Source organism: Actinomadura monticuli (assembly GCF_041463655.1).
Classification (GTDB): Bacteria; Actinomycetota; Actinomycetes; order Streptosporangiales; family Streptosporangiaceae; genus Spirillospora; species Spirillospora monticuli.
The window spans coordinates 559115-580236 of record NZ_JAXCEI010000003.1; the positions used below are offsets into that span (position 1 = coordinate 559115).

The 21122-nt window shown below is 72.5% G+C and carries 19 protein-coding genes and 1 pseudogene; 9 read left to right on the forward strand and 11 right to left on the reverse strand.

Annotated features, from left to right (window positions below; all coding sequences use genetic code 11):
• Positions 1-65 precede the first annotated feature (65 nt).
• A complete protein-coding gene (locus SM611_RS09040; protein WP_371948686.1) occupies positions 66-2987 on the reverse strand; it encodes an AfsR/SARP family transcriptional regulator in 2922 nt (973 codons plus the stop codon).
• A 234-nt stretch (positions 2988-3221) separates the two neighbouring features.
• On the opposite strand from SM611_RS09040, the gene SM611_RS09045 reads away from it, so the two are divergent.
• Positions 3222-5000 carry an AbeC-like domain-containing protein gene (locus SM611_RS09045; protein ID WP_371948687.1) on the forward strand — a complete coding sequence of 593 codons (1779 nt, stop codon included), beginning with the start codon at positions 3222-3224 and terminating at the stop codon, positions 4998-5000.
• Positions 5001-5315: 315 nt separating this feature from the next.
• Here SM611_RS09045 and SM611_RS09050 read toward each other — a convergent pair whose 3' ends face one another.
• On the reverse strand, positions 5316-6299 hold the full coding sequence (locus SM611_RS09050; RefSeq protein ID WP_371948689.1) for a GlxA family transcriptional regulator: 984 nt from the start codon (positions 6297-6299) through the stop codon (positions 5316-5318).
• A gap of 124 nt (positions 6300-6423) precedes the next feature.
• On the opposite strand from SM611_RS09050, the gene SM611_RS09055 reads away from it, so the two are divergent.
• Positions 6424-6849 (forward strand): hypothetical protein, encoded by a 426-nt coding sequence (locus tag SM611_RS09055; RefSeq protein ID WP_371948690.1) that lies wholly within the window; start codon positions 6424-6426, stop codon positions 6847-6849.
• Positions 6850-6856: 7 nt separating this feature from the next.
• A complete protein-coding gene (locus SM611_RS09060; protein WP_371948692.1) occupies positions 6857-7537 on the forward strand; it encodes a DJ-1/PfpI family protein in 681 nt (226 codons plus the stop codon).
• Positions 7538-7740: 203 nt separating this feature from the next.
• On the opposite strand, the gene SM611_RS09065 is transcribed toward SM611_RS09060, so the two are convergent.
• From SM611_RS09065 to SM611_RS09075, 3 genes and pseudogenes are all read right to left on the reverse strand, one after another.
• Positions 7741-8295, reverse strand: a complete 555-nt coding sequence (locus SM611_RS09065; protein ID WP_371948694.1) for a snapalysin family zinc-dependent metalloprotease — start codon at positions 8293-8295, stop codon at positions 7741-7743.
• Between the two features lie 360 nt (positions 8296-8655).
• A complete protein-coding gene (locus tag SM611_RS09070; protein ID WP_371948695.1) occupies positions 8656-9627 on the reverse strand; it encodes an NAD(P)-dependent alcohol dehydrogenase in 972 nt (323 codons plus the stop codon).
• A 451-nt stretch (positions 9628-10078) separates the two neighbouring features.
• Positions 10079-10318 (reverse strand): annotated as a pseudogene (locus tag SM611_RS09075) (hypothetical protein); the annotation flags it as partial.
• A gap of 100 nt (positions 10319-10418) precedes the next feature.
• On the opposite strand from SM611_RS09075, the gene SM611_RS09080 reads away from it, so the two are divergent.
• Entirely contained in the window at positions 10419-10868 is a 450-nt protein-coding gene (locus tag SM611_RS09080) for a CBS domain-containing protein (RefSeq protein ID WP_371948697.1), read from the forward strand.
• Between the two features lie 30 nt (positions 10869-10898).
• Here SM611_RS09080 and SM611_RS09085 read toward each other — a convergent pair whose 3' ends face one another.
• Positions 10899-11300 carry a PPOX class F420-dependent oxidoreductase gene (locus SM611_RS09085; protein WP_371948699.1) on the reverse strand — a complete coding sequence of 134 codons (402 nt, stop codon included), beginning with the start codon at positions 11298-11300 and terminating at the stop codon, positions 10899-10901.
• Between the two features lie 17 nt (positions 11301-11317).
• Positions 11318-11815, reverse strand: a complete 498-nt coding sequence (locus tag SM611_RS09090) for an NUDIX domain-containing protein (RefSeq protein WP_371948701.1) — start codon at positions 11813-11815, stop codon at positions 11318-11320.
• 134 nt (positions 11816-11949) lie between these two features.
• On the opposite strand from SM611_RS09090, the gene SM611_RS09095 reads away from it, so the two are divergent.
• Positions 11950-12243: a PGPGW domain-containing protein gene (locus SM611_RS09095; protein WP_371948702.1), complete on the forward strand. Its 294-nt coding sequence runs from the start codon at positions 11950-11952 to the stop codon at positions 12241-12243.
• Positions 12244-12275: 32 nt separating this feature from the next.
• On the opposite strand, the gene SM611_RS09100 is transcribed toward SM611_RS09095, so the two are convergent.
• Positions 12276-12476, reverse strand: a complete 201-nt coding sequence (locus tag SM611_RS09100) for a hypothetical protein (RefSeq protein ID WP_371948703.1) — start codon at positions 12474-12476, stop codon at positions 12276-12278.
• 374 nt (positions 12477-12850) lie between these two features.
• On the opposite strand from SM611_RS09100, the gene SM611_RS09105 reads away from it, so the two are divergent.
• Positions 12851-13666 (forward strand): SGNH/GDSL hydrolase family protein, encoded by an 816-nt coding sequence (locus SM611_RS09105; protein ID WP_371948704.1) that lies wholly within the window; start codon positions 12851-12853, stop codon positions 13664-13666.
• 6 nt (positions 13667-13672) lie between these two features.
• On the opposite strand, the gene SM611_RS09110 is transcribed toward SM611_RS09105, so the two are convergent.
• Positions 13673-16177 carry an ATP-binding protein gene (locus tag SM611_RS09110; protein ID WP_371948705.1) on the reverse strand — a complete coding sequence of 835 codons (2505 nt, stop codon included), beginning with the start codon at positions 16175-16177 and terminating at the stop codon, positions 13673-13675.
• 114 nt (positions 16178-16291) lie between these two features.
• Between SM611_RS09110 and SM611_RS09115 the strand changes: the two genes are divergently transcribed.
• Positions 16292-16864, forward strand: a complete 573-nt coding sequence (locus tag SM611_RS09115; protein WP_371948706.1) for a TetR/AcrR family transcriptional regulator — start codon at positions 16292-16294, stop codon at positions 16862-16864.
• A complete protein-coding gene (locus SM611_RS09120; protein ID WP_371948707.1) occupies positions 16854-17663 on the forward strand; it encodes an amidohydrolase family protein in 810 nt (269 codons plus the stop codon). The genes SM611_RS09115 and SM611_RS09120 overlap by 11 nt, the downstream gene beginning before the upstream one ends.
• An 18-nt stretch (positions 17664-17681) precedes the next feature.
• Here the strand turns inward: SM611_RS09120 and SM611_RS09125 are convergent, their stop codons facing one another.
• The gene (locus SM611_RS09125; protein WP_371948708.1) at positions 17682-18710 is read right to left on the reverse strand and encodes a lysylphosphatidylglycerol synthase transmembrane domain-containing protein; all 1029 of its coding nucleotides are present in this window, start codon (positions 18708-18710) and stop codon (positions 17682-17684) included.
• Between the two features lie 246 nt (positions 18711-18956).
• Between SM611_RS09125 and cqsA the strand changes: the two genes are divergently transcribed.
• Positions 18957-20108, forward strand: coding sequence for an alpha-hydroxyketone-type quorum-sensing autoinducer synthase (gene cqsA / locus SM611_RS09130; RefSeq protein ID WP_371948709.1), 1152 nt, complete (start codon positions 18957-18959; stop codon positions 20106-20108).
• Positions 20109-20112: 4 nt separating this feature from the next.
• Here cqsA and SM611_RS09135 read toward each other — a convergent pair whose 3' ends face one another.
• A complete protein-coding gene (locus tag SM611_RS09135; RefSeq protein ID WP_371948710.1) occupies positions 20113-21012 on the reverse strand; it encodes an oxygenase MpaB family protein in 900 nt (299 codons plus the stop codon).
• Positions 21013-21122 lie beyond the last annotated feature (110 nt).

The following is a 21122-nucleotide window of genomic DNA, read 5'->3' on the forward strand; positions in this document are numbered from 1 at the left end:
GGCGCGCTTCTCGGTGTCACAGGGCGACGATGGCCGAGCGGGCCGTCACGCCGGTCGCCCGGCGGTCACGCGCCGGTCACCCCCTCGCCGGCATCCCGGCGGGACGGCGACAGCTCGTCCACCACGGCCAGCGCCAGGCCGACGGCGTCCTCGGCCGTGTCGCCGCGACCCCACGCCTCCGCGTACGCCTCCTCGGACAGCGCGCCGCGGACCAGGCGCTCGGCCTCGGCGTGCGCGGCCTGGAACGGCGCGAGGCCGATCATCGCGACGCCCGTCGCCGTCCGCATCCCGTGCGCGGCGCCCAGCAGCACGGCCGAGTGCCGGTGCCGCCCGATGGCGGCGGCCGTCCACGCCAGGGCCTCCACGTCCCACACCGGCCCCCACTCGTCCTCGACGGACCGCTGCCGGACGACGGCGTCCCGCAGGAGCGGCAGGGCCCGGACGGGTTCGCCGTGCCACAGTTCGGCGAGCCCGGCGGACCACAGCGCCCAGGAGGCGAGCCACTCGGCCGGTGCGGTCTCGGTCTCCGCGCGGAAGACGTCGCAGGCGTGGAAGGCGATGTCCCGGGCGCCGAGGAACACGGCGGACATGGTCCAGAACATGGTGGCCATGAGGGCGTCGCCCGGCCGTCCCGCCGCCCGGAACCCCTCCCGGGCGCGGGCCAGCCGGCCGAGTGACCGCGGATCGCCCTGGATGAGCAGGTCGTGCAGGCCTTCCAGGTAGGCGGACTCGGGGGAGCGGGGACCGACCGCCGCGCGGCACTCCGCCATGGCGGCGGGCACCGCCTCCCGGTCCCCCTGCACGATCACCAGGAACGCCCGCATCGCCGCCGCGTGCCCGCCCGGCCCGGCCGGCGGCCGGTCGAGCCGCGCCGACAGCCGCTCCAGCCAGTGGCGGCCCTCACCGATGGTGCCGCTGAAGAACCACGACCGCGCCCGGATGAGGTTGACCGCGATCTCCAGCCCGGTGCCGGCGTGCTCGGGGGCGCCGCCGCAGAACTCCAGGGCGGCGCGGACGTCGGGCAGCTCGCGGCGCAGCCGGCGCAGCCAGGCGATCTCGTCCGGCCCGTACCACCCGGTGGCGGCGCGGACCGCGAGATCACGGTAGTGCCGGCTGTGCCGGACCCGCATCTCGTCCTGACCGCCCTGCTCCCGGAGGCGCCGCCACCCGTACCCCCGGATGGTCTCCAGCATCCGGTATCGGGTCCTGCCCTCGGCGTCGCCCGCCATCACGATCGACTTGTCCACCAGGCCCGCGAGCAGGTCCATCACCGCGTCGCGGGCGATGCCCTCTCCCGCGCAGACCGCCTCGGCCGCCTCCAGGTCGAACCCGCCCGCGAAGACCGACAGCCGCGCCCACAGCAGCCGCTCGCCGGGGGTGCAGAGCTCGTGGCTCCAGTCCACGACGCCGCCCAGGGTCTGCCGGTAGCGTCCGCCGGGGCGGGCGCGGGGCATCGACAGCAGCCGGAAGCGGTCGTCCAGGCGGGCGAGGATCTCCTCGACGCCGATCGAGCCGAGCCGCACCGCCGCCAGCTCGATGGCGAGCGGGATGCCGTCCAGGCGGCGGCACAGCTGGACGGCCGCGTCCCGGTTGCGGCCGGTGACGGCGAAACCCGGTGCGGAGGCGGCGGCCCGGTCGGCGAGGAGCCGGACGGCGTCCGCGCATCCGGCGGGGCCCGCCGCGCCGGTCCCGTCCTCCTCGTCCGGGACGGCGAGGCCCGGGACCACCAGCACGTGCTCGCCGGGGACGCCGAGCCGCTCCCGGCTCGTCGCGAGGATCCGCAGGCCGGGCGCCGCCCGCAGCAGCCGCAGCGCCAGCGCGGCGACGGCCTGGACCAGGTGCTCGCAGTTGTCCAGGACGAGGAGCACCCGCCGGTCGCGCAGGTGATCGGCCACCGCGTCGGCCGGGGCGCGCGCCGACTGGTCGCGCAGGCCGAGCGACTCGGCGACCGTCCGGTCCAGCTGCTCGGCGCCGGTCCGCGGCGCGAGCACGGCCAGGTCGGCGAGCCACGTCCCGTCCGGGAACGACGCGGCGGACTCGGCCGCGACCCGCAGCGCCAGCCGCGTCTTGCCCACCCCGCCGACCCCGGTCATCGTGACGAGCCGGGCGCCGTCGAGCGTCCGCCGGGCCTCCTGGAGGAGGCGCTCGCGGCCGACGAAGGTGGTCGTCTCCGCCGGCAGGTTCCCCTGCCGGCGCGTTCGCGGCTCCGCGCCGGGGCCGGACGCCGGGCGCAGCTCGGGGGCCGCGGCCAGGATCCGCCGGTGCAGGTCCTGCAGCTCCGCCCCCGGGTCGATGCCCAGCTCGTCCGCGAGCAGCGCGGCGACCGCGCGGTAGCACTCGAGCGCCTCCGCCTGCCGGCCGCACTGGTAGAGCGCCCGCATGCGCTGGGCCCAGAAGCGCTCGCGCAGCGGATGCGTCCCGATGAGGTTGCGCAGCTCCGGAAGCACGTGAGCGGCGCGGCCCAGCGCCAGATCGGCGTCGATGCACAGCTCGACCGCGTCCAGGCGCTGCTCGGCCAGGGTGGGGACGACGTCCTGGAGCAGGTCGGGCGGCAGGTCCGACAGGGGCTCGCCCCGCCACAGCCCGAGCGCCTGCCGCAGCAGGGCCGCCGCACGGTCGGCAGCGCCGCCCGCCTCCAGCTCGGCGCGCCCCCGCCGGACGAGCGACCCGAACCGGTGCAGATCCAGGGCGTCCGGCTCGACCTCGGCCAGGTAGCCCCGCGGGTGGGTCAGCACGATCCCGGCGCCGCCCTCGCCGAGCGCGCGCCGCAGCCGCAGCACGTAGTTCTGCAGGGTGTTCCGGGCCTGCGCCGGCGGGTTCTCGCCCCACAGCCGGCCGGCCAGCGTGCCGACGGGCACGACGTGACCGGCGTCCACGAGCAGGGCGGCCAGCAGGAGCCGGAGCTTGGTCGCGCCGATCGCCAGCGGTACCCCGTCCCGCCGGACCTCCAGGGGCCCGAGCACCCCGAACTCGTGCCGCACCCGCATCACGCAATAGTAAACGATCCGCAACGGTGAAGTCACCGTGGGTAGTCGCTCGCTTCGTCCGGGTCCGAACGGCCCTACGCCACCGCCCTCTCCGGCGGTCGAAGTGCGGGAGATTGGCCGTTTCCGGCCCTGCGGCTTTATGCACTGCGAACCCGTATTAACCCGGTTGTCTCCTCGTCTCGGAACGGCGTTCACTGGGAATTGTCCAGGGGTCGGTAACGGGGAGAGAGCAAGGTGCACGGAAACGGGGCGGCCCGCCCGCGGGCCTACTTCACGCACGCACCCGAAATGCCGCATCGGGAGCGGATCGAGGACGCGACACGATATCTGTGCTGCGCGGCCCATCTCGACGAGGACATGTCGCGGCGGATCCTCAAGGAATGCCTTTACGAAGAGCACCGCGCCATCGTCCCGTCCTACGGATTCGACCTGCGGCCCGTGCTGGCGCACTGCCTGAAGGCGCGGCGCCTGCGGCTCCTCCGCGACACCGTCCTGACGCTCGCGCTGGTGGCCGGGCTGCTGATCTCATGGACCGTCACCCTGGTGGTGCTCTTCGCGCTGACCGTCCTGGCCGTCGCGATCGGGGCGATCCGCATTCGCCTCCCGATGCCCGCGGTCGTCACCGCGGTACTGGTCATCGTCGGCGGCCCGATCCTGGTCGACTTCGGAATGGGCTTCCTGACCACGCTCGGCCTCACCTATCAGGCGTCCGCGATAGAGCAGATCGTCACCCGGGACTTCGAGAGCCTGACCGCTCCCGAGGGAGGCGGCAGATGGTTTCTCGGTGCGCTGTTGCTGTTCTTTTTCATGCTCGCCGTTCCCGTCGCGCACCGGTGGCTGACACTGCAGACGCTGCGGTCACTCGGACCGAACAGCCGGGCGCCCGTCCCGCGGGCGGGCTCGCAGGCGGTCGAAGACCGGATCGAGCAGGTCGGGGCGGCCCAGTTCGGCAACGTCACGCTGTACTCGCGGCAGAACCCCTTCATCGGCTCCGGGCGTCTTCTCGGCGATCGCACCAGGGCGTGGTCGCTCGACATCGAACTCGACCGGGCAGGGCCCGCCGAGGCGGGCAGGCCGGCGCTGCCCGTCGATCCGGTCGAGCTGCGCACGGCCATCGAGCGGAAGCTGTCCTCGATGCGCGACGGGCTGCCGCGCCCCGAATCGGTCGGGCTCATGGTCGACGACCACGTCGTGGCGGAGGGCGAATGCGTGCAGGGCCCGCGGCCGTTCGACCCGATGGATCCCGGCCCGCAGGTCGACGGGCATCCGCTGATCGACCGCGACGTGTGGCGGCCCTTCTCGAAGGCGAGCCCCGAGGCCGTCGACCTCCTCGTCCGCAACCCGCAGGCCGACATCCGCTGCTACCAGCGGATCACCCTGCAGACGCAGGCGACGCCCGTGACGGACCCGATGCGCGGCCCGGTCGTGCCGGGCAGGTACGCGGGCGTGCAGGTCACGGCGTTCCTCTACCTCGCCGTCCAGGGCCGCATGCTGTACGCGCAGTTCGTCTGCAACGCGCTGCCCCCGATCGCCAAGCGGTTCAGGGTCGTGGACGTCCTGCCCGGCCACAGCGCCGGCGCGGTCGTCGCCGAGGCGTTCCGGCAGACCGGCGTCCACGCCGTCGCCGACGCCGTCGCGGCTCCGATCCGCCTGCTCGGCGCCGTCCGGCAGCCCGGCCTGCTGCTCTGGCAGGGCGAGGGGGTGGGGCGGCAGCGGTTCCACAGCTTCGACTACGGCGCCCGGATCTCCGTCCGGGAGATGGCCGCGGAGCCGGCCTTCTCCACGTTCCTCCAGACGCTCGACGTCAACAAGTACACGCGGCTGATGGAGCGCCGCGTCCTCGGGGCGCTGCTCGACCACCTCCAGCACGACCGCAACATCGACGTCTCCGAGTACCGGGCCCAGGCCGCGGCCATCGTCAACAACTCGCTCATCCTGAACGGCGGCACGGTGACCGGGCAGGTCGCGTTCGCCCCCGGCGGCAGCGTCCAGCAGCACGCCGTCCACCGTTGACCGGACGGGAGAACACATGCCGGACGACGGCCGGGGCTCCTCCACGGGGTGGACGTCTCGACGGAACGGCGAAGGCCGGAAGGGGCGGAACCGGGCCGCCCCGCCCGTAGTGCCTACCCGAAGACCGCGCACGCGCTGTTCAAGGACGTCGACCGGCTCCTCGGCCAGGAGATCGACGACTCGACGGCGCGGATGTCGGCCATACAGTTCGCGCTGCGCGGTCATAGGGCTGCCCCCGGCGCGGTGCCGAACATGACGCCCGCCTCGTCCGGCCCGCGCCGGTGCGCCGGCCGATCGCCGACCTCCTCTGTACGGCTACTGAGCACCTGCCGGAGATCCGGACGTGCTCTGGGTGGCGCGGTAGTGCGACGGCGAGACGCCGTACAGTCCGCGGAAGGCCTGCCGCAGGGCCTCCTCGCTGCGGAAACCGCAGCGGGCGGCGATCGTCTCCACGGTCAGTGCCGTGCCGGTCAGGAGATGCGCGGCGGCCTCGCTGCGGGCCCGGCGCACGAACCGTGCCGGGGTGACGCCCGTCTCGGCCAGGAACAGGCGCGCGAGATGACGGCCGCTGACCCCCGCGCGGGCCGCCAGCGCCGCCGTCGACAGGTCCGCGGCCGGGTTCCCCGCGATGTGCGCGACGGCGTCCTGCACGACGGAGTGGGACGGGGACGGAGCGGTGAACATGCTCATCTGCGCCTGGTTGCCGGGCCGCTGCAGGTACGTCACCAGTTGTCGTGACACGTCCCGGGCCAGGTCGGGGCTCACATCGGACTCGATGAACGACAAGGTCAGGTCGAGCGCCGCGGTGACGCCGGCGGACGTGCACACGTGGCCGTCGGACACGAAGATGGGCCCGCTGTCGAACTCGACGGCCGGGAACCGGCTCGCCAGGAAGGCGGCGTGCCCCCAGTGGGTCGACGCGCGCCGTCCGTCCAGCAGGCCCGCCGCGGCGAGCACGCCGGCGCCGGTGCACACCGACGCCACGCGGCGCGACTCCAAGCCGAGCCTGCGCACGTGCGCGACCAGCCGCCGGTCCTCCATCGCGTCGACGTAGCCGATGCCGCCGGAGATGACCAGCGTGTCGAGCGGTCCGGTGGTGCGCTCCAGCGACCGTTGCGCCTGCACCGTCAGACCCGTCCCGGTATGGATGGGACGGCCGCCCGGCGAGGCCAGCGAAACCTCGTAGACGCCCCGGCCGTGGAGGTGGTTGGCCACTTGGAGGGCCGTGACGACGCAGGCGATGTCCAGCAGCTCGGCCGCCGGATAACCCACCACCAGGACGCGGCGCAGTGAGTGCATGCCGCCACCGTATTGCGCGTCGGCCCGTGCGCCACCCATGTCCGACGGACGGCTACCCCAAGATTTCGGACATCCACCGCTCCGACGCTGGCAGGCGAGCCCCCGGCATGCGGAGAGTGGTGCCATGGCAACCACGTCTCGCACTCTGGAATCCGATCAACGTGCCCCGGCGCACGCTCGTCCCGTATGGCGGCGGCTCGCACTCCACTACGTCGAGATGGTGCTCGCGATGTCCGCCGGGATGCTCGTCCTCGGCGCCCTCCGCGACGTTCTCGGGTTCACCGTCGCGTTCGAGGAGCGGCCGGGCGCCCACTACCTGCTCATGGCCACCGACATGGCGATCGGCATGGCCGCCTGGATGCGCCTGCGCCGCCACGGCTGGGCCTGCACGGTCGAGATGTGCGCCGCGATGTACGTCCCGGCCGTGCTCGTCCCGCTCGTCTGGGCCGACGTCGTCAGCGCGATGGCGTTCATGACGGCCGCGCACGTCCTGATGATGGCGGCCATGCTGGCCGTGCTGGTCCGCCGCCGGCACGAGTACGCCCACTGAGCCCGTCATGACCACACCAGAGATCAACGTCGTCATCCCGCTGTACGACGCGTTCACCGCACTGGACGCCGTCGGCCCGTACCAGATGCTGGCCTTCACGCCCGGCGTGCGAGTCGTGTTCGCCGCCGAGCGGCCAGGCCCGGTTGTGGACGACCGCCGGGCCCTCCAACTGACCGCTGTGGGCTTTGAGCAGGCGCCGCGCCCGGACGTGGTGGTCGTCCCCGGTGGTCCGGGCACCGTGCACGTCCTGGACGGCGCGTTCCCGTCCTGGCTGCGCGACGTCCACGCCACCACGCGCTGGACGACGTCGGTGTGCTCGGGGTCGCTCATCCTCGGCGCCGCGGGCCTGATCGAGGGACTGCGGGCGACGACCCACTACCTGCACCTGGACAAGCTCCCCATCTTCGGGGCCGTCCCGACGCCGCAGCGCGTCGTGGCCGAACACGACGCCCGCATCATCACGGCCGCGGGCGTCTCCAGCGGAATCGACATGGCGCTCCGTCTCGTCGAACTCCTCACCGGCACGCGCACGGCCCAGGCCGTCCAGCTCTGGACGGAGTACGACCCGCAGCCTCCGTTCGACACCGGGTCCCCGCTGCGAGCCCCGCAGGACATCGCGGCGCTGGCCGCCGAATACGACTCGGCCGCCCTGGAGGCCGTCACGCGATCAGACCGGCCACCGTCTTGAGGCATAGCCGATGGGATCGGTGCGTACGACCACGATCGTCGCTCTCCGTCGTGCTTGGACGTGGGGTTGCAGCAGGGGCGGGAGTTCGGGGGCGCCGCCCGTGCAGCAGGTCCGCGACGGTGATGAGCCGAAGTCTGGGAAGCCCGGCCGTACCGGCCTGGCCGGGCACGGTGCCGCGTCCGGGGACGTCCGCGGTCGGACGGTCAGAAGACGAAGCAGTCCGCGAACGCCGCCTGCCGGGCGGATGCCGCGGCGACACCGGTGCCCGCGTTGCGCGTCACCTGCGCCGCCTCGGTCGAGTGCGGGGTGGTGCTCGTGCAGGAGACCGGTGAGCTGTGGCCCGACATCAGGTAGTCGCAGCGCCCGTTGCGGTTGTCGGGCAGGCCGAGGGCGTGCCCGAGCTCGTGGGCGGCGATCCTGGGCGGGTAGAAGCCGTCGTCGACCGCTTCGCGACCCATGTAGATGACGGCCCGGCCGAAGCCGTACATGTAGGTGCGCGGCCAGCCGTTGTCGGCATACACCTTGACGGTGGCCTGGGACCCGGTCGCGGGGACGAGCCGGATCGCCGGAACGGCCGCGTTCCATGCGGCGGCGCCTTCGTCGACGGCCGCCCTGAACTCCTGGGCGCCGCCGGCGTCGTAGTAGATCGTCCTGACGGCGAGCGGGGCCGCGGCGGACGCGGGGGCGGCGGCGAGCGCGGGCGCCAGGAAGGCCAGCCCTAGGGTGACGGCCAGCGCCGCCGTGATCTTTCGGAACATGCGGGAGCTCCTGCGGGGGTGGGGGCGGCGTCAGCCGCCGATGTGCCGGGTGATCCAGGACGGCCGGTCCGCGCGGCCCCAGCCGGGCGGCCGCACCGGGTGTCCGGCGCGGGAGCGGGCTGCGCCATCTGCACCGGAGCCGCCCGGACGAGCGTGAACGGGTGCGTCTTTCGGGCATTGCGGGCCGGGCTCGGTGCGTGGCGAGGAAATGCGCCGCATGTTCGGGGGCATGCGGTTTCGCAATGATCTCCTCGTGGGCGTCACATCTACCGGAGGCTAGTTGAGGGAAACACCGATTTCCAGCAGATGAATCGCGTTAGATGTTCAATGTTGATTTCGAGGAGCGTAGAAAATGGTCGGTCAGGACGGCGGCACGACCTCGATGACGACGTTGCCCGTCTTCTGCCCCGTTTCGACGTACCGGTAGGCGTCCACGATCTCGTCCAGCGGATACCGGCGGTCGATGACCGGCCTGAACCGCCCGGACTCGATCAGGTCCCGGAAGTACTCCACCATTTCCTTGTTCTGCACGGGAACGCCGAACTTCACCCTCTTGCCGCGGAACAGCGGTGTGACGAGTGTCAGGGGGATGTTCTGCCACCCCGGCCCGAGGTCGGACGACATGTAGACCCCGCCGGGTTTCAGCAGCCGCCGGCAGCGGCCGAACGTGGACTTGCCGACCGCGTCCAGCACCAGGTCGTACCGCTGTTGGTCGGCGGTGAAGTCCTGTGCGGTGTAGTCGACGACCCGGTCGGGGCCCAGGTCGCGCACCCATTCCAGGTTCGCCGCGTCGCAGACCGCGGTCACCGTGACGTCGAGGACCTTCAGCAGCTGCACCGCGGCCGAGCCGATGGCGCCGGTCGCGCCGTAGACGAGGGCGTCCTGCCCGGCGGCGATCCCCGCCGTCCGGAGGGCCGAGAGCGCGTAGTGGGATCCTTCGGTTCCGGCGGCGGCGACGTCGAACGCCGCGCCCTCCGGCATGGCCGCGATCGCGCCGTCCTCCGCGACGGACACGTACTCGGCGTGCGTCCCGAACGGGCCCTCGTTGTAGCCGAAGACCCGGTCGCCGGCGGCGAAGGACGAGACGCCGCCGCCGACCGCGGTGACCACGCCCGCGAACTCGGTCCCGAGGACCTGCCGCCGCGGGCGGGCGAGGCCGGTGAGCAGCCGTATGAAGAAGGGCTTGGCCGCCCGGTAGCCGCAGTCCGTCCGGTTCACCGTCGTGGCGTGCACCTTCACCAGAACATCGCCGGCTCCGACCGTGGGCTCGTCCACGTCGGCGATCCGGACTACGTCGGGCGGGCCGTACCTGGAATGAACCGCTGCCTTCACAAATGCACCTTATCCAGATGTCTCGCCTCGTCCTAGGACTGCGCAAGCGGGCTTGGCGCGAATTGCGGACGGGGGACGCGAAGCCCCACCGCGGCCGATGTGCCTGGCGGGAGCCGCTCCGCCGCCTGTCCGGAAAAGCCGATGCTCTTTCAGCATGCGGAGCCCATCGCACACGGTGATGCGGGGGCGTTCCATCGAAGCGTATTGGCGATCGCCGAGCATGACTGTGCCGAGTCGCATGGCGGCTGGCCCCGGTTGTTCGGCGGCCGCACGCCCTACGTCGGCACATTCGTCGCCGTGCGCGCCGACCAGGAGACCGAATGCTGGATCGTCCACTGCCGCGCCAGGCAACTGGAGACCGGCGAGGAGCTGATACCGGTCCGGGTGCCCTTCGCCAGAAGCCGCGCCGGGCCATGTCGGCCGAGTGGGCCTGCGCCGCCCGCGACAGCCGCGAGTTGGACGTCAGCGCGCGGCATCCCCGCTTGGCGCGCTCCTTGTTCACCAGCGCGATGACCTGCGCGGCGGTGCCGCCGGCCGCCGGCGCGGCCGGCGTCTTCGAGCCGGCGGGCGCGGACGGGCGGCGGCTCGTGCGGGGCGCCGGGATCATCCGCGCGATATCGGGAATGACTGATGGCGACCTGCGGACGAGCGGCCCGCTCCGGCCCGATGCGGACCGGAGCGATCGCGACATCTAAGGTCATATGGGAGGACGGACGCATGGGCTCGCCCACCGGACGGTGCGGTGGAGTCCGCTTGACCCTGGGGCGGCAGCAGTGAAGGTCAAAGAGATCATGACGAGCCCGGTGATCACCGTGGAGCGGGACGCGCCCGTGCCCGACGTCGCGGCCCTGCTGCGCGCCCGCCGGATCAGCGCGGTCCCCGTCGTCGACGGGCACGGCGCCGTCGTGGGCCTGGTCAGCGAGTACGACCTGCTGGCCCGCGAGGGGAGCACCGCCGGCGACGTGATGACGACCGGCGTCATCAGCGTCACCGAGGACACCGACGTCGAGGAGGCCCGCCACCTGCTGCTGGAGCGCCGCATCCGCCGCGTCCCGGTGATGTCGGGCCGCGAACTCGTCGGCGTCGTCGCCCGCTCGGACGTCATGGCGCTGCTGACCACCGAATGGGCGTGCTCCGTCTGCGGCGAGGTCGTGCGCGGCGAGCACGCGCCGTCCCGCTGCCCCAAGTGCCACGCCTCCGCCGACCGGTTCGCCCTCCAGGAGCCCCTGCCGGGCGCCTGACGGGCCGGGGGCCGAGGCCGGCCCGGATCGCTACCCGACGACGCGCTTGGTCATCCCCTCCGACTCCGGGTCGAGCCCCCAGGAGAAGACGGTGCGGGGATGGATGCGGATGACGTCGCCGCTGAGGTGCGAACCCTGCGGGGCGTCCACGACGGCGGTCTCGGCACGTCCCCGGATCTCGACGCCCCGCACCCGCCACGGCTCCACGGACGCCAGGTCGTCGACGACGAACGCCACCTGGTCGTTGTCGCGCAGGTTCCGGTACTTGCGGCTCTTCGCGAGGTTCCATCCGCGGATGTCGATGGTGCCGGTCTCGGCGTTGTAGGTGAATCCGACCGGGTTGTTCTGCGGGTCGCCCTTGGGCCCGACGGTGGCAAGCCGGCCGAGTGGCTGCGTGGACAGGTACTCGCGTTCGCTTTCGGTGAGGCTCATGGGGCCACCGTGCTACCTCAACCCGGCTTGAGGTCAAGCGAGGCGATGACGCTCCGGAGCCGGGGCGACATCTCGTCCGGAAGCCCGTCCAGCGGGAACCAGCGCGCCTCGAGGATCTCCGCCGCGTCCAGCTCCATCCGCCCGCCGACGACCCGGGCCGCGTAGTACGCCTCGACCCGGTGCAGGAAGCCGCTCGCGAGCCCCAGCGGAGGCCCCGCGACCTCCACCTCCAGGGACGTCTCCTCCCGCACCTCCCGCGCGACGCCGTCCTCGAGCCGCTCACCCGCGTTGACGTATCCGCCGGGCAGCCCCCACGCGCGGTACTCGGGCCACAGCCGGTGCCGCAGCAGCAGGATGCGGCCCCGCTCGTCGCGGACGATCCCGCCCGCGTACACGAGGAACGTCCGATGCCGGAGCCGCGCGAGCCGCCACTGCGCCCGCCCGCCGAGCCGCTTCCACACCGGCACGGCCCAGGCCCCGCAGCGCCCGCGCACCGCGCCGAGGGAGATCTTCATCATCCCCGATGCTAGCCGCCGCGAAGATCGTCCGGCCCCGGCCGGCGTGGTCCCGGTCACATCGCGCCGGATCGGGATCTCGGGGGATGCCGCCGTTCGTCCCAAACACAAGGCCACGCGACGGGGAGGACGCCGTGACGACGACCGCACCAGAACGCTCTGCGACGAGAACGGCGACCCGGCGCCGGTCCCCGGCCCTCCTGCTGCGCAAGATCGCCGTCGCGATCGCGGGCCTCGCCTTGATGGTCGCCGGCGTCGCCATGCTCGTCCTGCCGGGCCCCGGCATCGTGGCCATCCTCGCCGGTCTCGGCCTCCTGGGCACCGAGTTCCCCACCGCCCGCCGCCTGAGCACCCGCCTGAACGGCTACGCCAAGACCGCGTGGCACAAGGCCAGGACGCTCATGCCGGCGGCCAGGGCAAAGGACTGACCGTCCGCTCGTCGCACCCTCCCGAACCGGGCTCAATGGACGTGCCCGGCCTCGGTGAGGCGGGCGCGGCGCGGCCCCGCGGTGAAAAGACCGGCGAAGTACGGGCCGGCGACGTGGGCCTCCACGGAAAGGTCGAGGCGCTTGCGGCCGTGAAGGGCCGCGAAGCCGTCGGAGATCTGCGTTGACGCGAGCAGGCGCTTGGCCGCGCGCACGCCGCCGTGCCCAGTGACCATGCCCCCGAACGCGGACGCGTTGAAGTCGGCGGGTTAGAGCGGCGGCACCGCGCTTTGGAACTCGGCGGCGAACTTCGCGCCGTCCACCACGGCCGCGAGATCGCCGTTCTGGTCCGCGCCCGCGTGGGCGCGATCCGCCCCTGGCGGTCGGGCGGTCACGCCTGACGAAAGGGGCTGATGTGATCTCTGGGGCCGGCGGGATCGTGTGGAGAATGGTTGTCGGATCTTGTGGTTGACGGCCGTCGATTCCGGTATTTTTCGGATTTCAATGGCTAATTCTGACAAACTCAGTTGATCAGGTCCGGGGCTTCGATGAATGGCGCGGCGGGTATAAGCGGGGAGTCACAATTCGATACGACGCTCCCGGAGTGCAGATGCGTTTCACCCGCCCCTGTCTGGCCGCTCTCGGTGCGGTGTCCATCGCCGCCACATCACTGCTGTGCTCCGGTTCCGCCTCGGCGGCCGGGACCAACTACGTCGCACTCGGGGACTCCTACTCGTCCGGCACGGGGGCCGGGAGTTACGACCCCGCCAGCGGGTCGTGCAACCGCAGCGCCAACGCCTACCCGAACCTGTGGGCGGCGGCGCACGCGACGGACTCGTTCAAGTTCGTCGCCTGCTCGGGCGCGACCACCACGACCGTCGCGAGCGGTCAGCTCGGCGCCCTGAGCTCGTCCACGACCCTCGTCAGCGTCACGGCCGGCGGCAACGACGCCGGGTTCGCCGACGTGATGGAGACCTGCGTCCTGTACTCGACGTCGACGTGCCAGAGCAGAGTGGCGGAGGCGCAGACCTACATGCGCGACACCCTGCCCGGCCGACTCGACTCGCTCTACGCCAAGATCCGCGCGAAGTCGCCGTCCGCGCGCGTGGTCGTGCTCGGCTACCCGCACCTCTACAAGATCGTCAGCGTGTGCGTGGGGCTCAGCAACACCAAGCGCACCGCGCTGAACGCCGCCGCCGACACGCTCGACAGCGTCACCGCGTCGGCCGCCGGGCGCGCCGGGTTCACCTGGTCGGACGTCCGGGACGAGTTCGCCGGCCACGAGCTGTGCTCCGGCGACGACTGGCTCAACGCGGTGACGATCCCGATCGAGTCGTCCTACCACCCGACCGCGCTCGGCCACCGCCTCGGCTACCTGCCCGCGCTGACCGGCTCCGCCAGCCTCGCCCTCCAGAAGCAGACCTGACCGGAGTCAGGAGTCGCCGGCCTGGTCGAGTTCTGCCTGGACGGCCTCGGCCAGTGGCGACCCGAGGTTCCGCAGGAGCGTGAGCGCGGTACGGAAGCGCGCCGCCGCCTCGTCCCGGCGACCGGCGGAGAGGAGGACCGCCCCTAGGGCACGCTCGGCATCCGCTCGCAGAATCGGGTCATCGAGCTCCTGTGCGGCCACGACGGAGGCCGCGCAGGAGGTCGTCGCCTCTTCCAGGTCGCCGGCGGCCGCCGCCGTCCTGCCGAGCGTCATGAGGGTCCGCGCCTCCTGGCGGTGGTCGCCGAGGGCGACGTAGAGGTCGAGGGCCTCGCGCAGATGCCGGACGCCCTCTCCATGGTTCCCGCCGGCGATGTGGGCGACGCCGAGGCTGCTCAGGGTGTCGGCCTCGCCGAGCCGGTCGCCCAGTTCCCGGTAGGTGCGCAGGGCGTCCTGAAAGCTTGGCAGCGCCCGGGCGCCGTCGCCGTTGAGGACGTGGACGTCGGCGATTCCGTGCAGGGCGCGTGCGGTGCCGACGGGGTCGTTCAGTTCGCGGTAAATGCCGAGGATCGTCTGGTAGTGGTCCATCGCCGCCTCGCCGGCGCCGGCGAGGCGGTGCGCGTCCGCGATGCTGTGCAGCGCCCGTGCCGTGGCGAGGCGGTTCCCGGTGCTGACGTATGCGTTCAGCGCCCGCGTGTAGATGCCGATCGCCTCGTCGTACCGTCGCTGCGTGCGCTCGATATCGCCGATGGAGTGCAGTGTGCGAGCCTCCCAGTGCCGGTCGGCCAGGTCGTGGTAGACCTCCAGCGCCTCCTCGTAGAAGGCGCGGGCTTCGCTCTGGTGGCCGGAGAGCCGGGCGATGTCGCCGCTCAGGAACTTCATGTCGGCCGCGCACGTCGCGTCGCCCAGGTCCGCGCACCATCGCGCGGCCCGGCGGCACAGGTCCGCGGCGTCCTGCCAGTGGCCGCCGAGACGCAGGAAGTACGCCATCGCCCGGGCGAGGCGCGCCGCGCGAGCGGGCCGGCCGGTGTCGACGGCGAGTTCGACGCACGCGTGGAGGTTCGGGCGCTCGATCTCCAGCCACGTCATCGCCTCCGTATGCGAGGCGAAGGCCGGGATCTCGGAGGGCGGGTGCTCGACCTCGTGCTCGAAGTCCCTGGATCCAAGGAGGTTGATGATGCGCTCGGCCCGCAGCGTCACCACCGTGTAGTAGTCGATGACCCGGTCCTCCGCGGCGGACGCCTCGGCCGGCGGGTCCTCGTGCGCACGGCGCGACACGTAGTCGCGGACCAGGTCGTGCATCCGGTAGCGCCGGTACGCGGGCTCTTCAAGCAGGCTCTGGTCGCTCAGGGCGTCCAAGCCGGCCACGGTTTCGGCGAGGGAGCCGCCGTAGAGCATCGCCGCGGCGTGCACGCCGAACTCGGGGCCGGGGTGAAGCGCCAGGCGCCTCAGCAGGCGCTGATGGTCGGGGGCGATGCCCTCGTAGGAGGGGTGGAGCGCGGCCATCACACCGTTCTGCCCGGGAACGGGCACGTCATCCCGTCCTCCGGACGCCGTCATCTCCGAAAGGAGATTTCCGGGCGTCCAGGCCGGGTGGCTCTGGAGGTGCCCGGCCACCAGGCGGACCGCCAAGGGAAGGCGGCCGCATCGGGTCACGATCTCGCGCACCTCATCGGAATGGCCGCGGAGCCGCTCGGCCCCCACGACTCGGTTCAGGAGCTGCACGGCGTCCTGGGTCGCGAGCGCGTTCAGGCCGACGACGCTGCCGCCGTCCAGAACGAGCCGGCGTCGGCTCGTGATGATGGTGAGGCAGGGGCCGGCCGGGATGAGTGGTACCACTTGTCCCCAGTCCGCGGCGTTGTCGAGGAGGACGAGCTGACGGGAGTCCGCGGTCTGAGACCGCCACAGCGCGGCACGTTCCTCCAAGGACTCGGGAACCTGCTCGGGGCCGAGGCCGAGCGCATGTAGCAGGGCCTCCAGCGCCCTGTTCGGGGACACCGGCGCCTGGTCGGCGCTGTGGCCGTGCAGGTCCAGGAACAGCGCGCCGTCGGGGAAGGAGTCGGCGAGGCCGTGCGCGGCGTGCACGGCGAGGGTCGTCTTGCCGACGCCGGCCATCCCGTTGATCGTGCAGATGGCGCCGGTGTTCGCGGCCGCGCTCCCCGCCGCGTCCCCGATGCGCCTCAGCATCGCGTCGCGGTTCACGAAGTCGGGGATGTCCTTCGGCAGGCTCTGCGTCGCGCGGGCGGGGATGGCCGGCGGGCGGCGCAGCGCGCGCGACAGGGTCATCAGCTGCTCGGTCGCGGCCTCGGCGGCCTCCTGTTGCGTTGCCCGCGCCTGGGAGAGGCCGACACCGGCGACGACCAGGCCGAGGACGCCGCTGAAAGCGCCCAGTACGCTCGCCACCTTGTCGGCGGCGTCCAGGCCGAGCATGGTGAACAGGGCCGCGAGGGCGACCAGCAGGCAGGTCAGCCCGAACATGCGCATCAGGACGGGGGGACGGCGCCATGAGGACACGGTGTCATTTTGTCCCAGTATCACAGCCATCTGTGGCAAGTTCCGACTTTCGCTTCGACGTCCGGACGCCAGGGCGTTTTGGAATAATGTTCTAGGTGGTTAGAATATTGTTCTGTGAGTGAGGCCGGGCGGGAGAGGGTGCTGCGGGCGGCGCTGGAGCTGTTCGGGCGGGACGGGGTCGCCGGGACGACGCTGAGCGCGCTCCGGGCGGCGAGCGGGGTGAGCGTCGGCAGCTTCTACCACCACTTCGCCGGCAAGGAGCAGGTGGCGGAGGCGCTGTTCGTCGAGTGCATCGCCATGTACCAGGAAGCGTTCCTCGCCGAACTGAAGGCGCATGACGGTGCGCGCGGGGCGGTGTCCGGCGCCGTTGCGTTCCATGTGCGGTGGTGCAAGGAGCACCCGGACAGGGCGCGGTTCATGTTCACCGAACGTCCCGCCGCGAGCGCGGCGCTGGACGAGCGCAACAAGGCGTTCTACCGCGAAGTGTGGAGCTGGTGGCGCGTGCAGGCACGGCACGGCGCGCTGATCGGCGTGGACGGGACGACCGCGTTCGTCCTCTGGCTCGGGCCCGCCCAGGAGCTGTGCCGGATGTGGCTGAACGGCCAGAGCGCGGAGCCGTCCGCACGGCAGATCGAATGGCTGAGTGAGGCCGCGTGGCGGTCGTTGGGAGCTGACCATGATCGTTGACGCGTGGATGCAGCACGGGACGGTTCGGTTCCTGCAGCACGAGATGCTCGACTCGCTGTGGCGCTGGCTCGGCCGCAAGCCGCCCGCGGAGGAGATGCCGGTCGCCTCCACGGTGGCCGCCATGGACGCCGGGGGAGTGGACGTCGGCCTCATCTGCGCCTGGTACGGGCCGGAGGGCGACCTGGTGAGCAACGACGAGGTCGCCTCGTTCGTCGGGCAGGCCCCGGACCGGCTCGCGGGCATCGCGTCGGTGGACCTGCGCAAGCCCATGGAGGCCGTGCGGGAGCTGCGGCGGTGCGTGCGGGAACTGGGCTTCAAGGGGCTGCGCGTGGTGCCGTGGCTGTGGGAGCTGCCGCCTACCGACCGCCGCTACTATCCGCTGTTCGCCGAATGCGTGGAACTGGGGATCCCGTTCTGCACGCAGGTCGGGCACACCGGGCCGCTGCGCCCGAGCGAGACGGGACGTCCGATCCCCTATATCGACCAGGTCGCGCTCGACTTCCCGGAGCTCGTCATCGTCGGCGGGCACATCGGCTATCCGTGGACGGAGGAGATGGTCGCGGTCTGCCGCAAGCATCCGAACGTGTACATCGACACGTCCGCGTACGCGGTGCGCAGGTATCCGCCGGAACTCGTCCGGTACATGGCGCAGGACCGGCACCACAAGGTCATGTTCGGAACCAACTACCCGATGATGTCCGCCGACCGGGCGCTCCAGGGGCTGGACGACCTCGGCCTGAGCGAGCCGGCCAGGGAGGCGTTCCTGTCCGGCAACGCCGTGAAGGTCTTCCAGCTGTAGTGATCTACAACGTAAAGGTTACCGCCGGAGCGTCCGGTAGGAGAGCAGGCCCAGCGGGACCGGCGCCCAGAACGTGATCGCGCGGAACAGCAGGACGGCCTGCAGGGCCGGCCCGGCCTCGATGCCGAGCGCGGCGAGCGCGGCGACGAGGGCGGTCTCGGTGGAGCCGACGCCGCCCGGCAGCGGGATGGCGGCGCCCGCGGCGGCCCCCACCAGGTAGGCGGCGACGAGGGTGAGGGCGTCGGCGGGGCCCGTGGCCGTGCCGGGGACGGCGAGGACGGCGAGCGCGAACGCCACGCCGAGGACGAACGTGGTCCCGGCGGACGCGGCCAGGGTGAGCAGCAGGTCGCGCGGCCGGCGGCACAGGTCGGTGAACCCGGCGGCGGCCCTGCGGGCGGCGCCGGAGCGGGCCGCGCGGCGGCCCCACAGCACGGCCGCCGGCAGCAGCGCGCCGCCCGCGAGGAGCAGCGGCAGGGGAGGCACGAGCCCGGCGGCCCGCGCGGCGTGCTCGCCGAGCGCGTCCAGCATCCGTCCGTTCCCGCCGCCGAGGCCGAGGACGGCGCCCATCAGCAGCAGGTCGGCCGGGACGCCCGCCACCTGCAGCACGGCGACGGCGGCGGCGGCGCGCGGCAGCGTCAGGCCGCGGCAGACGAGGTAGCGGGTGTTGACCGCGACGGCGCCGAGGCCGCCCGGGGTGATCCGGTTGGCGGCGGACGCCGTGAACTGCGCGAGCGTCGTGGCGACCAGCGGCAGCGGGCGGCCCGCGGCGCCGCGCAGCGCGACCGCGGAGCACACGTAGTGCAGCAGGCACAGCAGGACCAGCGCCGGCAGGAACTCCCAGCGCATGGTGCCGAGCGCGCCGGCCGCCGGCCCGAGCGGGCCGAGGAGCACCAGCAGGGCTGTGGCGAGGCATGCCAGGAGCACCCCGAGGACGGCCCAGCGGGCGCGGCGGGCCCGCTGGACGATGGGAAGCGGCGCGGCGTCCGCCGAGAGGTCGGGAAACCCGGCGGACGCCGCGCGTTCGGCGCCGGCGGCGATCGTCTTCACACTCCAGTGTTCGATGACGCGAGTGAAGTGCGTACGACCAGGTGATACCCGCAACGGCAAACGATAAGGGACATCTGGCCCGGCGGCCCCCGCGGAACCGCCGGGCACGGGGGCGTCAATGATCTGTTCCGCTCAAACTTTCCCTCGACGGCGCGCGGGTTTGGTTCTCGCCCGAGATTCTTTTCACACTATGATCAGGAATCGCTACGGGAAGTGACGATCATTTGACCGGAGAGGGTGACGGCCATGACCAGCGCTCACCAGCGACTGGCCGAACGCATCAGGGTGTTCCGGGGCACGCGGGGCGGACGCCGCCCCCTGCCCCGCAAGGCCCCGGGGGACCGGGCGATCGTCCTGACCTGTAGCGACTATCTCGCCCTGGCCGAGCATCCGGCGGTCACCGAAGCCATGATCGCCAGCCTCCGGAAGTCGGACGCCGCGGCGCCCGGGTCCGGTCCCTGCCTCCCGGACGACCACCCGCAGATCGTCCTCGGCGCGGGGTTCGCCCGGCACATGGGCGCGCGGGCGGGGGTGCTCTGCCCGTCCGGGTGGGCCGCCAACACCGGGCTCCTGCAGGTGGTCGCCGGGCCCGACGTCCCCGTCTACCTGGACGTCCTCGCGCACATGTCGCTGTGGGAGGGCGCGCGGGCGGCGGGCGCGGAGCTCGCCTACTTCCGCCACAACGACCTCGACCACCTGCGCCGCCGGATCGAGGTGGGCGGCTCCGGCGTGATCGCCGTGGACGCCGTCTACAGCACCGACGGCTCGGTGGCGCCGCTGAACGACCTGGTCGAGGTGGCCGAGGAGCACGGCTGCCTCCTGGTCGTGGACGAGTCGCACTCGCTCGGCGTCCGCGGCGAGCGCGGCGAGGGCCTCGTCGCCGCGCGGGGGCTCACCGGCCGGGTCGACTTCCGCACGGCGAGCCTGGCGAAGGCCCTTCCGGGGCGGGCCGGCCTGATCGCCTGCGACCGTCCCGGCTTCGCCGACTACTTCACCCACACCGCGCTCCCGGCCGTGTTCAGCTCGACGCTGCTGCCGCACGATGTGGCGGGCCTCGCCGCGGCGCTGAAGGTCGTCCGCCGGGAGAACTGGCGGCGCGCCCGGCTGCGCGCCGTCACGGCCCGGCTGCGGGACGGTCTCGCGGGCCTCGGCTACCGGCTGGTCGAGTCCGACACGCAGATCATCGCGCTGGAGGCGGGCTCGGAGTCGGTGGCGACCCACATGCGGGACGCGCTCGTCGGCCGCGACATCTTCAGCGCCGCCCTGTTCCCGCCGACGGCGTCGGTGGGCCGGACCCTGGTGCGGCTCTCGGTCCACGCCGGCCTCTCCGACGGGGACGTCCGCCGGATCCTCACCGCGTGCGAGGACCTGCGCCCCCGGGCGGCGGCCGCCGTGTGAGGGGCTACGCGGCGGGCTGGTACCGGTCCTGGCGGGTCTGGGCGCCGATGTAGCGGAGCATGCTGCGCAGTGCCCAGTGGTTCATGCCGCTGGGCATCATGCGGTAGCCCTGCCGGTTGGCCAGCGCGAGCGCGGCGAACCGCGCCTGGTCGAGCGCCGACCAGGGGATGTCGAAGCGTTCCCGGACGAGCGGCGGCAGGCAGCCGAACGTGATCAGCCGCAGCGGGCGCTCGATCACGAGGCGTCCGGCGCGGTCGAGCCGCGGACCGCCGACCGGCAGGATCGTGACGGTGTCGGAGCCGTGCTTGGCGATCTCCAGGGCGCGCGCCGCGGCGGGCGTCAGTTCGAGCGTCTTGGCGCAGACGTGCCAGAACTTGGACTGGAAGGCCGCGTAGTCGGCGGGGACGGGCCGCATGCTGACGCCGTAGCGGGAGTACCATGTGACGGTCTCGGCGTACATCTGCTCGTGGTCCTCGGCGGTGAGCGTGCCGGGGTGGAAGGTCTCGGCGGCCTTGAAGATCTCCCAGGTGAAGGTGGCGTGCGCCCACCAGAACGTCTCGGGTTCGAGCGCGTGGTACCTGCGGTCGTGCTCGTCCACGCCGCCGATGCCGCGGTGCAGGTCGCGGATCCCGCGGGCGCGCGTGACGCCGTCCGGCGCGAGGATCGTCGCCCAGATCTGCGGGACGGACCGGTGGATCCGGTCGAACGGCGCGTCGAAGAACGCCGAGTGCTCTCCGACCCCGGCGCCGATGCCCGGATGCATGAGCTGCATCAGCCCGGCGGCGGCCCCGGGCAGCAGTGACCGCAGGTCACCGGCATGGCGCCACAGCAGCGTCCCCGGCACCAGCGGCGCGTGCGCGGCCGTCCGGGACGAGCGGAAGCGGGGCAGGGACGAGGCGGACATCGCACCTCCAGGCCAGTGACCACTTGTCACGAGCATAGAACCGCGATGAGACAAGGGTCAATCTTTGTCGCATGCCTACGCCCCAACTTGTGATCTTGCCGCCCTACCCT

What these genes read in the sequence shown, in the direction of transcription:
- SM611_RS09040 (WP_371948686.1), bottom strand. Translation starts at nt 2,987, where the DNA reads ATGCGGGTGCGGCACGAGTTCGGGGTGCTCGGGCCCCTGGAGGTCCGG.
- SM611_RS09050 (WP_371948689.1), bottom strand. Translation starts at nt 6,299, where the DNA reads ATGCACTCACTGCGCCGCGTCCTGGTGGTGGGTTATCCGGCGGCCGAG.
- SM611_RS09055 (WP_371948690.1), top strand. Translation starts at nt 6,424, where the DNA reads ATGGCAACCACGTCTCGCACTCTGGAATCCGATCAACGTGCCCCGGCG.
- SM611_RS09060 (WP_371948692.1), top strand. Translation starts at nt 6,857, where the DNA reads ATGACCACACCAGAGATCAACGTCGTCATCCCGCTGTACGACGCGTTC.
- SM611_RS09065 (WP_371948694.1), bottom strand. Translation starts at nt 8,295, where the DNA reads ATGTTCCGAAAGATCACGGCGGCGCTGGCCGTCACCCTAGGGCTGGCC.
- SM611_RS09080 (WP_371948697.1), top strand. Translation starts at nt 10,419, where the DNA reads ATGACGAGCCCGGTGATCACCGTGGAGCGGGACGCGCCCGTGCCCGAC.
- SM611_RS09085 (WP_371948699.1), bottom strand. Translation starts at nt 11,300, where the DNA reads ATGAGCCTCACCGAAAGCGAACGCGAGTACCTGTCCACGCAGCCACTC.
- SM611_RS09090 (WP_371948701.1), bottom strand. Translation starts at nt 11,815, where the DNA reads ATGAAGATCTCCCTCGGCGCGGTGCGCGGGCGCTGCGGGGCCTGGGCC.
- SM611_RS09100 (WP_371948703.1), bottom strand. Translation starts at nt 12,476, where the DNA reads ATGGTCACTGGGCACGGCGGCGTGCGCGCGGCCAAGCGCCTGCTCGCG.
- SM611_RS09105 (WP_371948704.1), top strand. Translation starts at nt 12,851, where the DNA reads ATGCGTTTCACCCGCCCCTGTCTGGCCGCTCTCGGTGCGGTGTCCATC.
- SM611_RS09120 (WP_371948707.1), top strand. Translation starts at nt 16,854, where the DNA reads ATGATCGTTGACGCGTGGATGCAGCACGGGACGGTTCGGTTCCTGCAG.
- cqsA (WP_371948709.1), top strand. Translation starts at nt 18,957, where the DNA reads ATGACCAGCGCTCACCAGCGACTGGCCGAACGCATCAGGGTGTTCCGG.
- SM611_RS09135 (WP_371948710.1), bottom strand. Translation starts at nt 21,012, where the DNA reads ATGTCCGCCTCGTCCCTGCCCCGCTTCCGCTCGTCCCGGACGGCCGCG.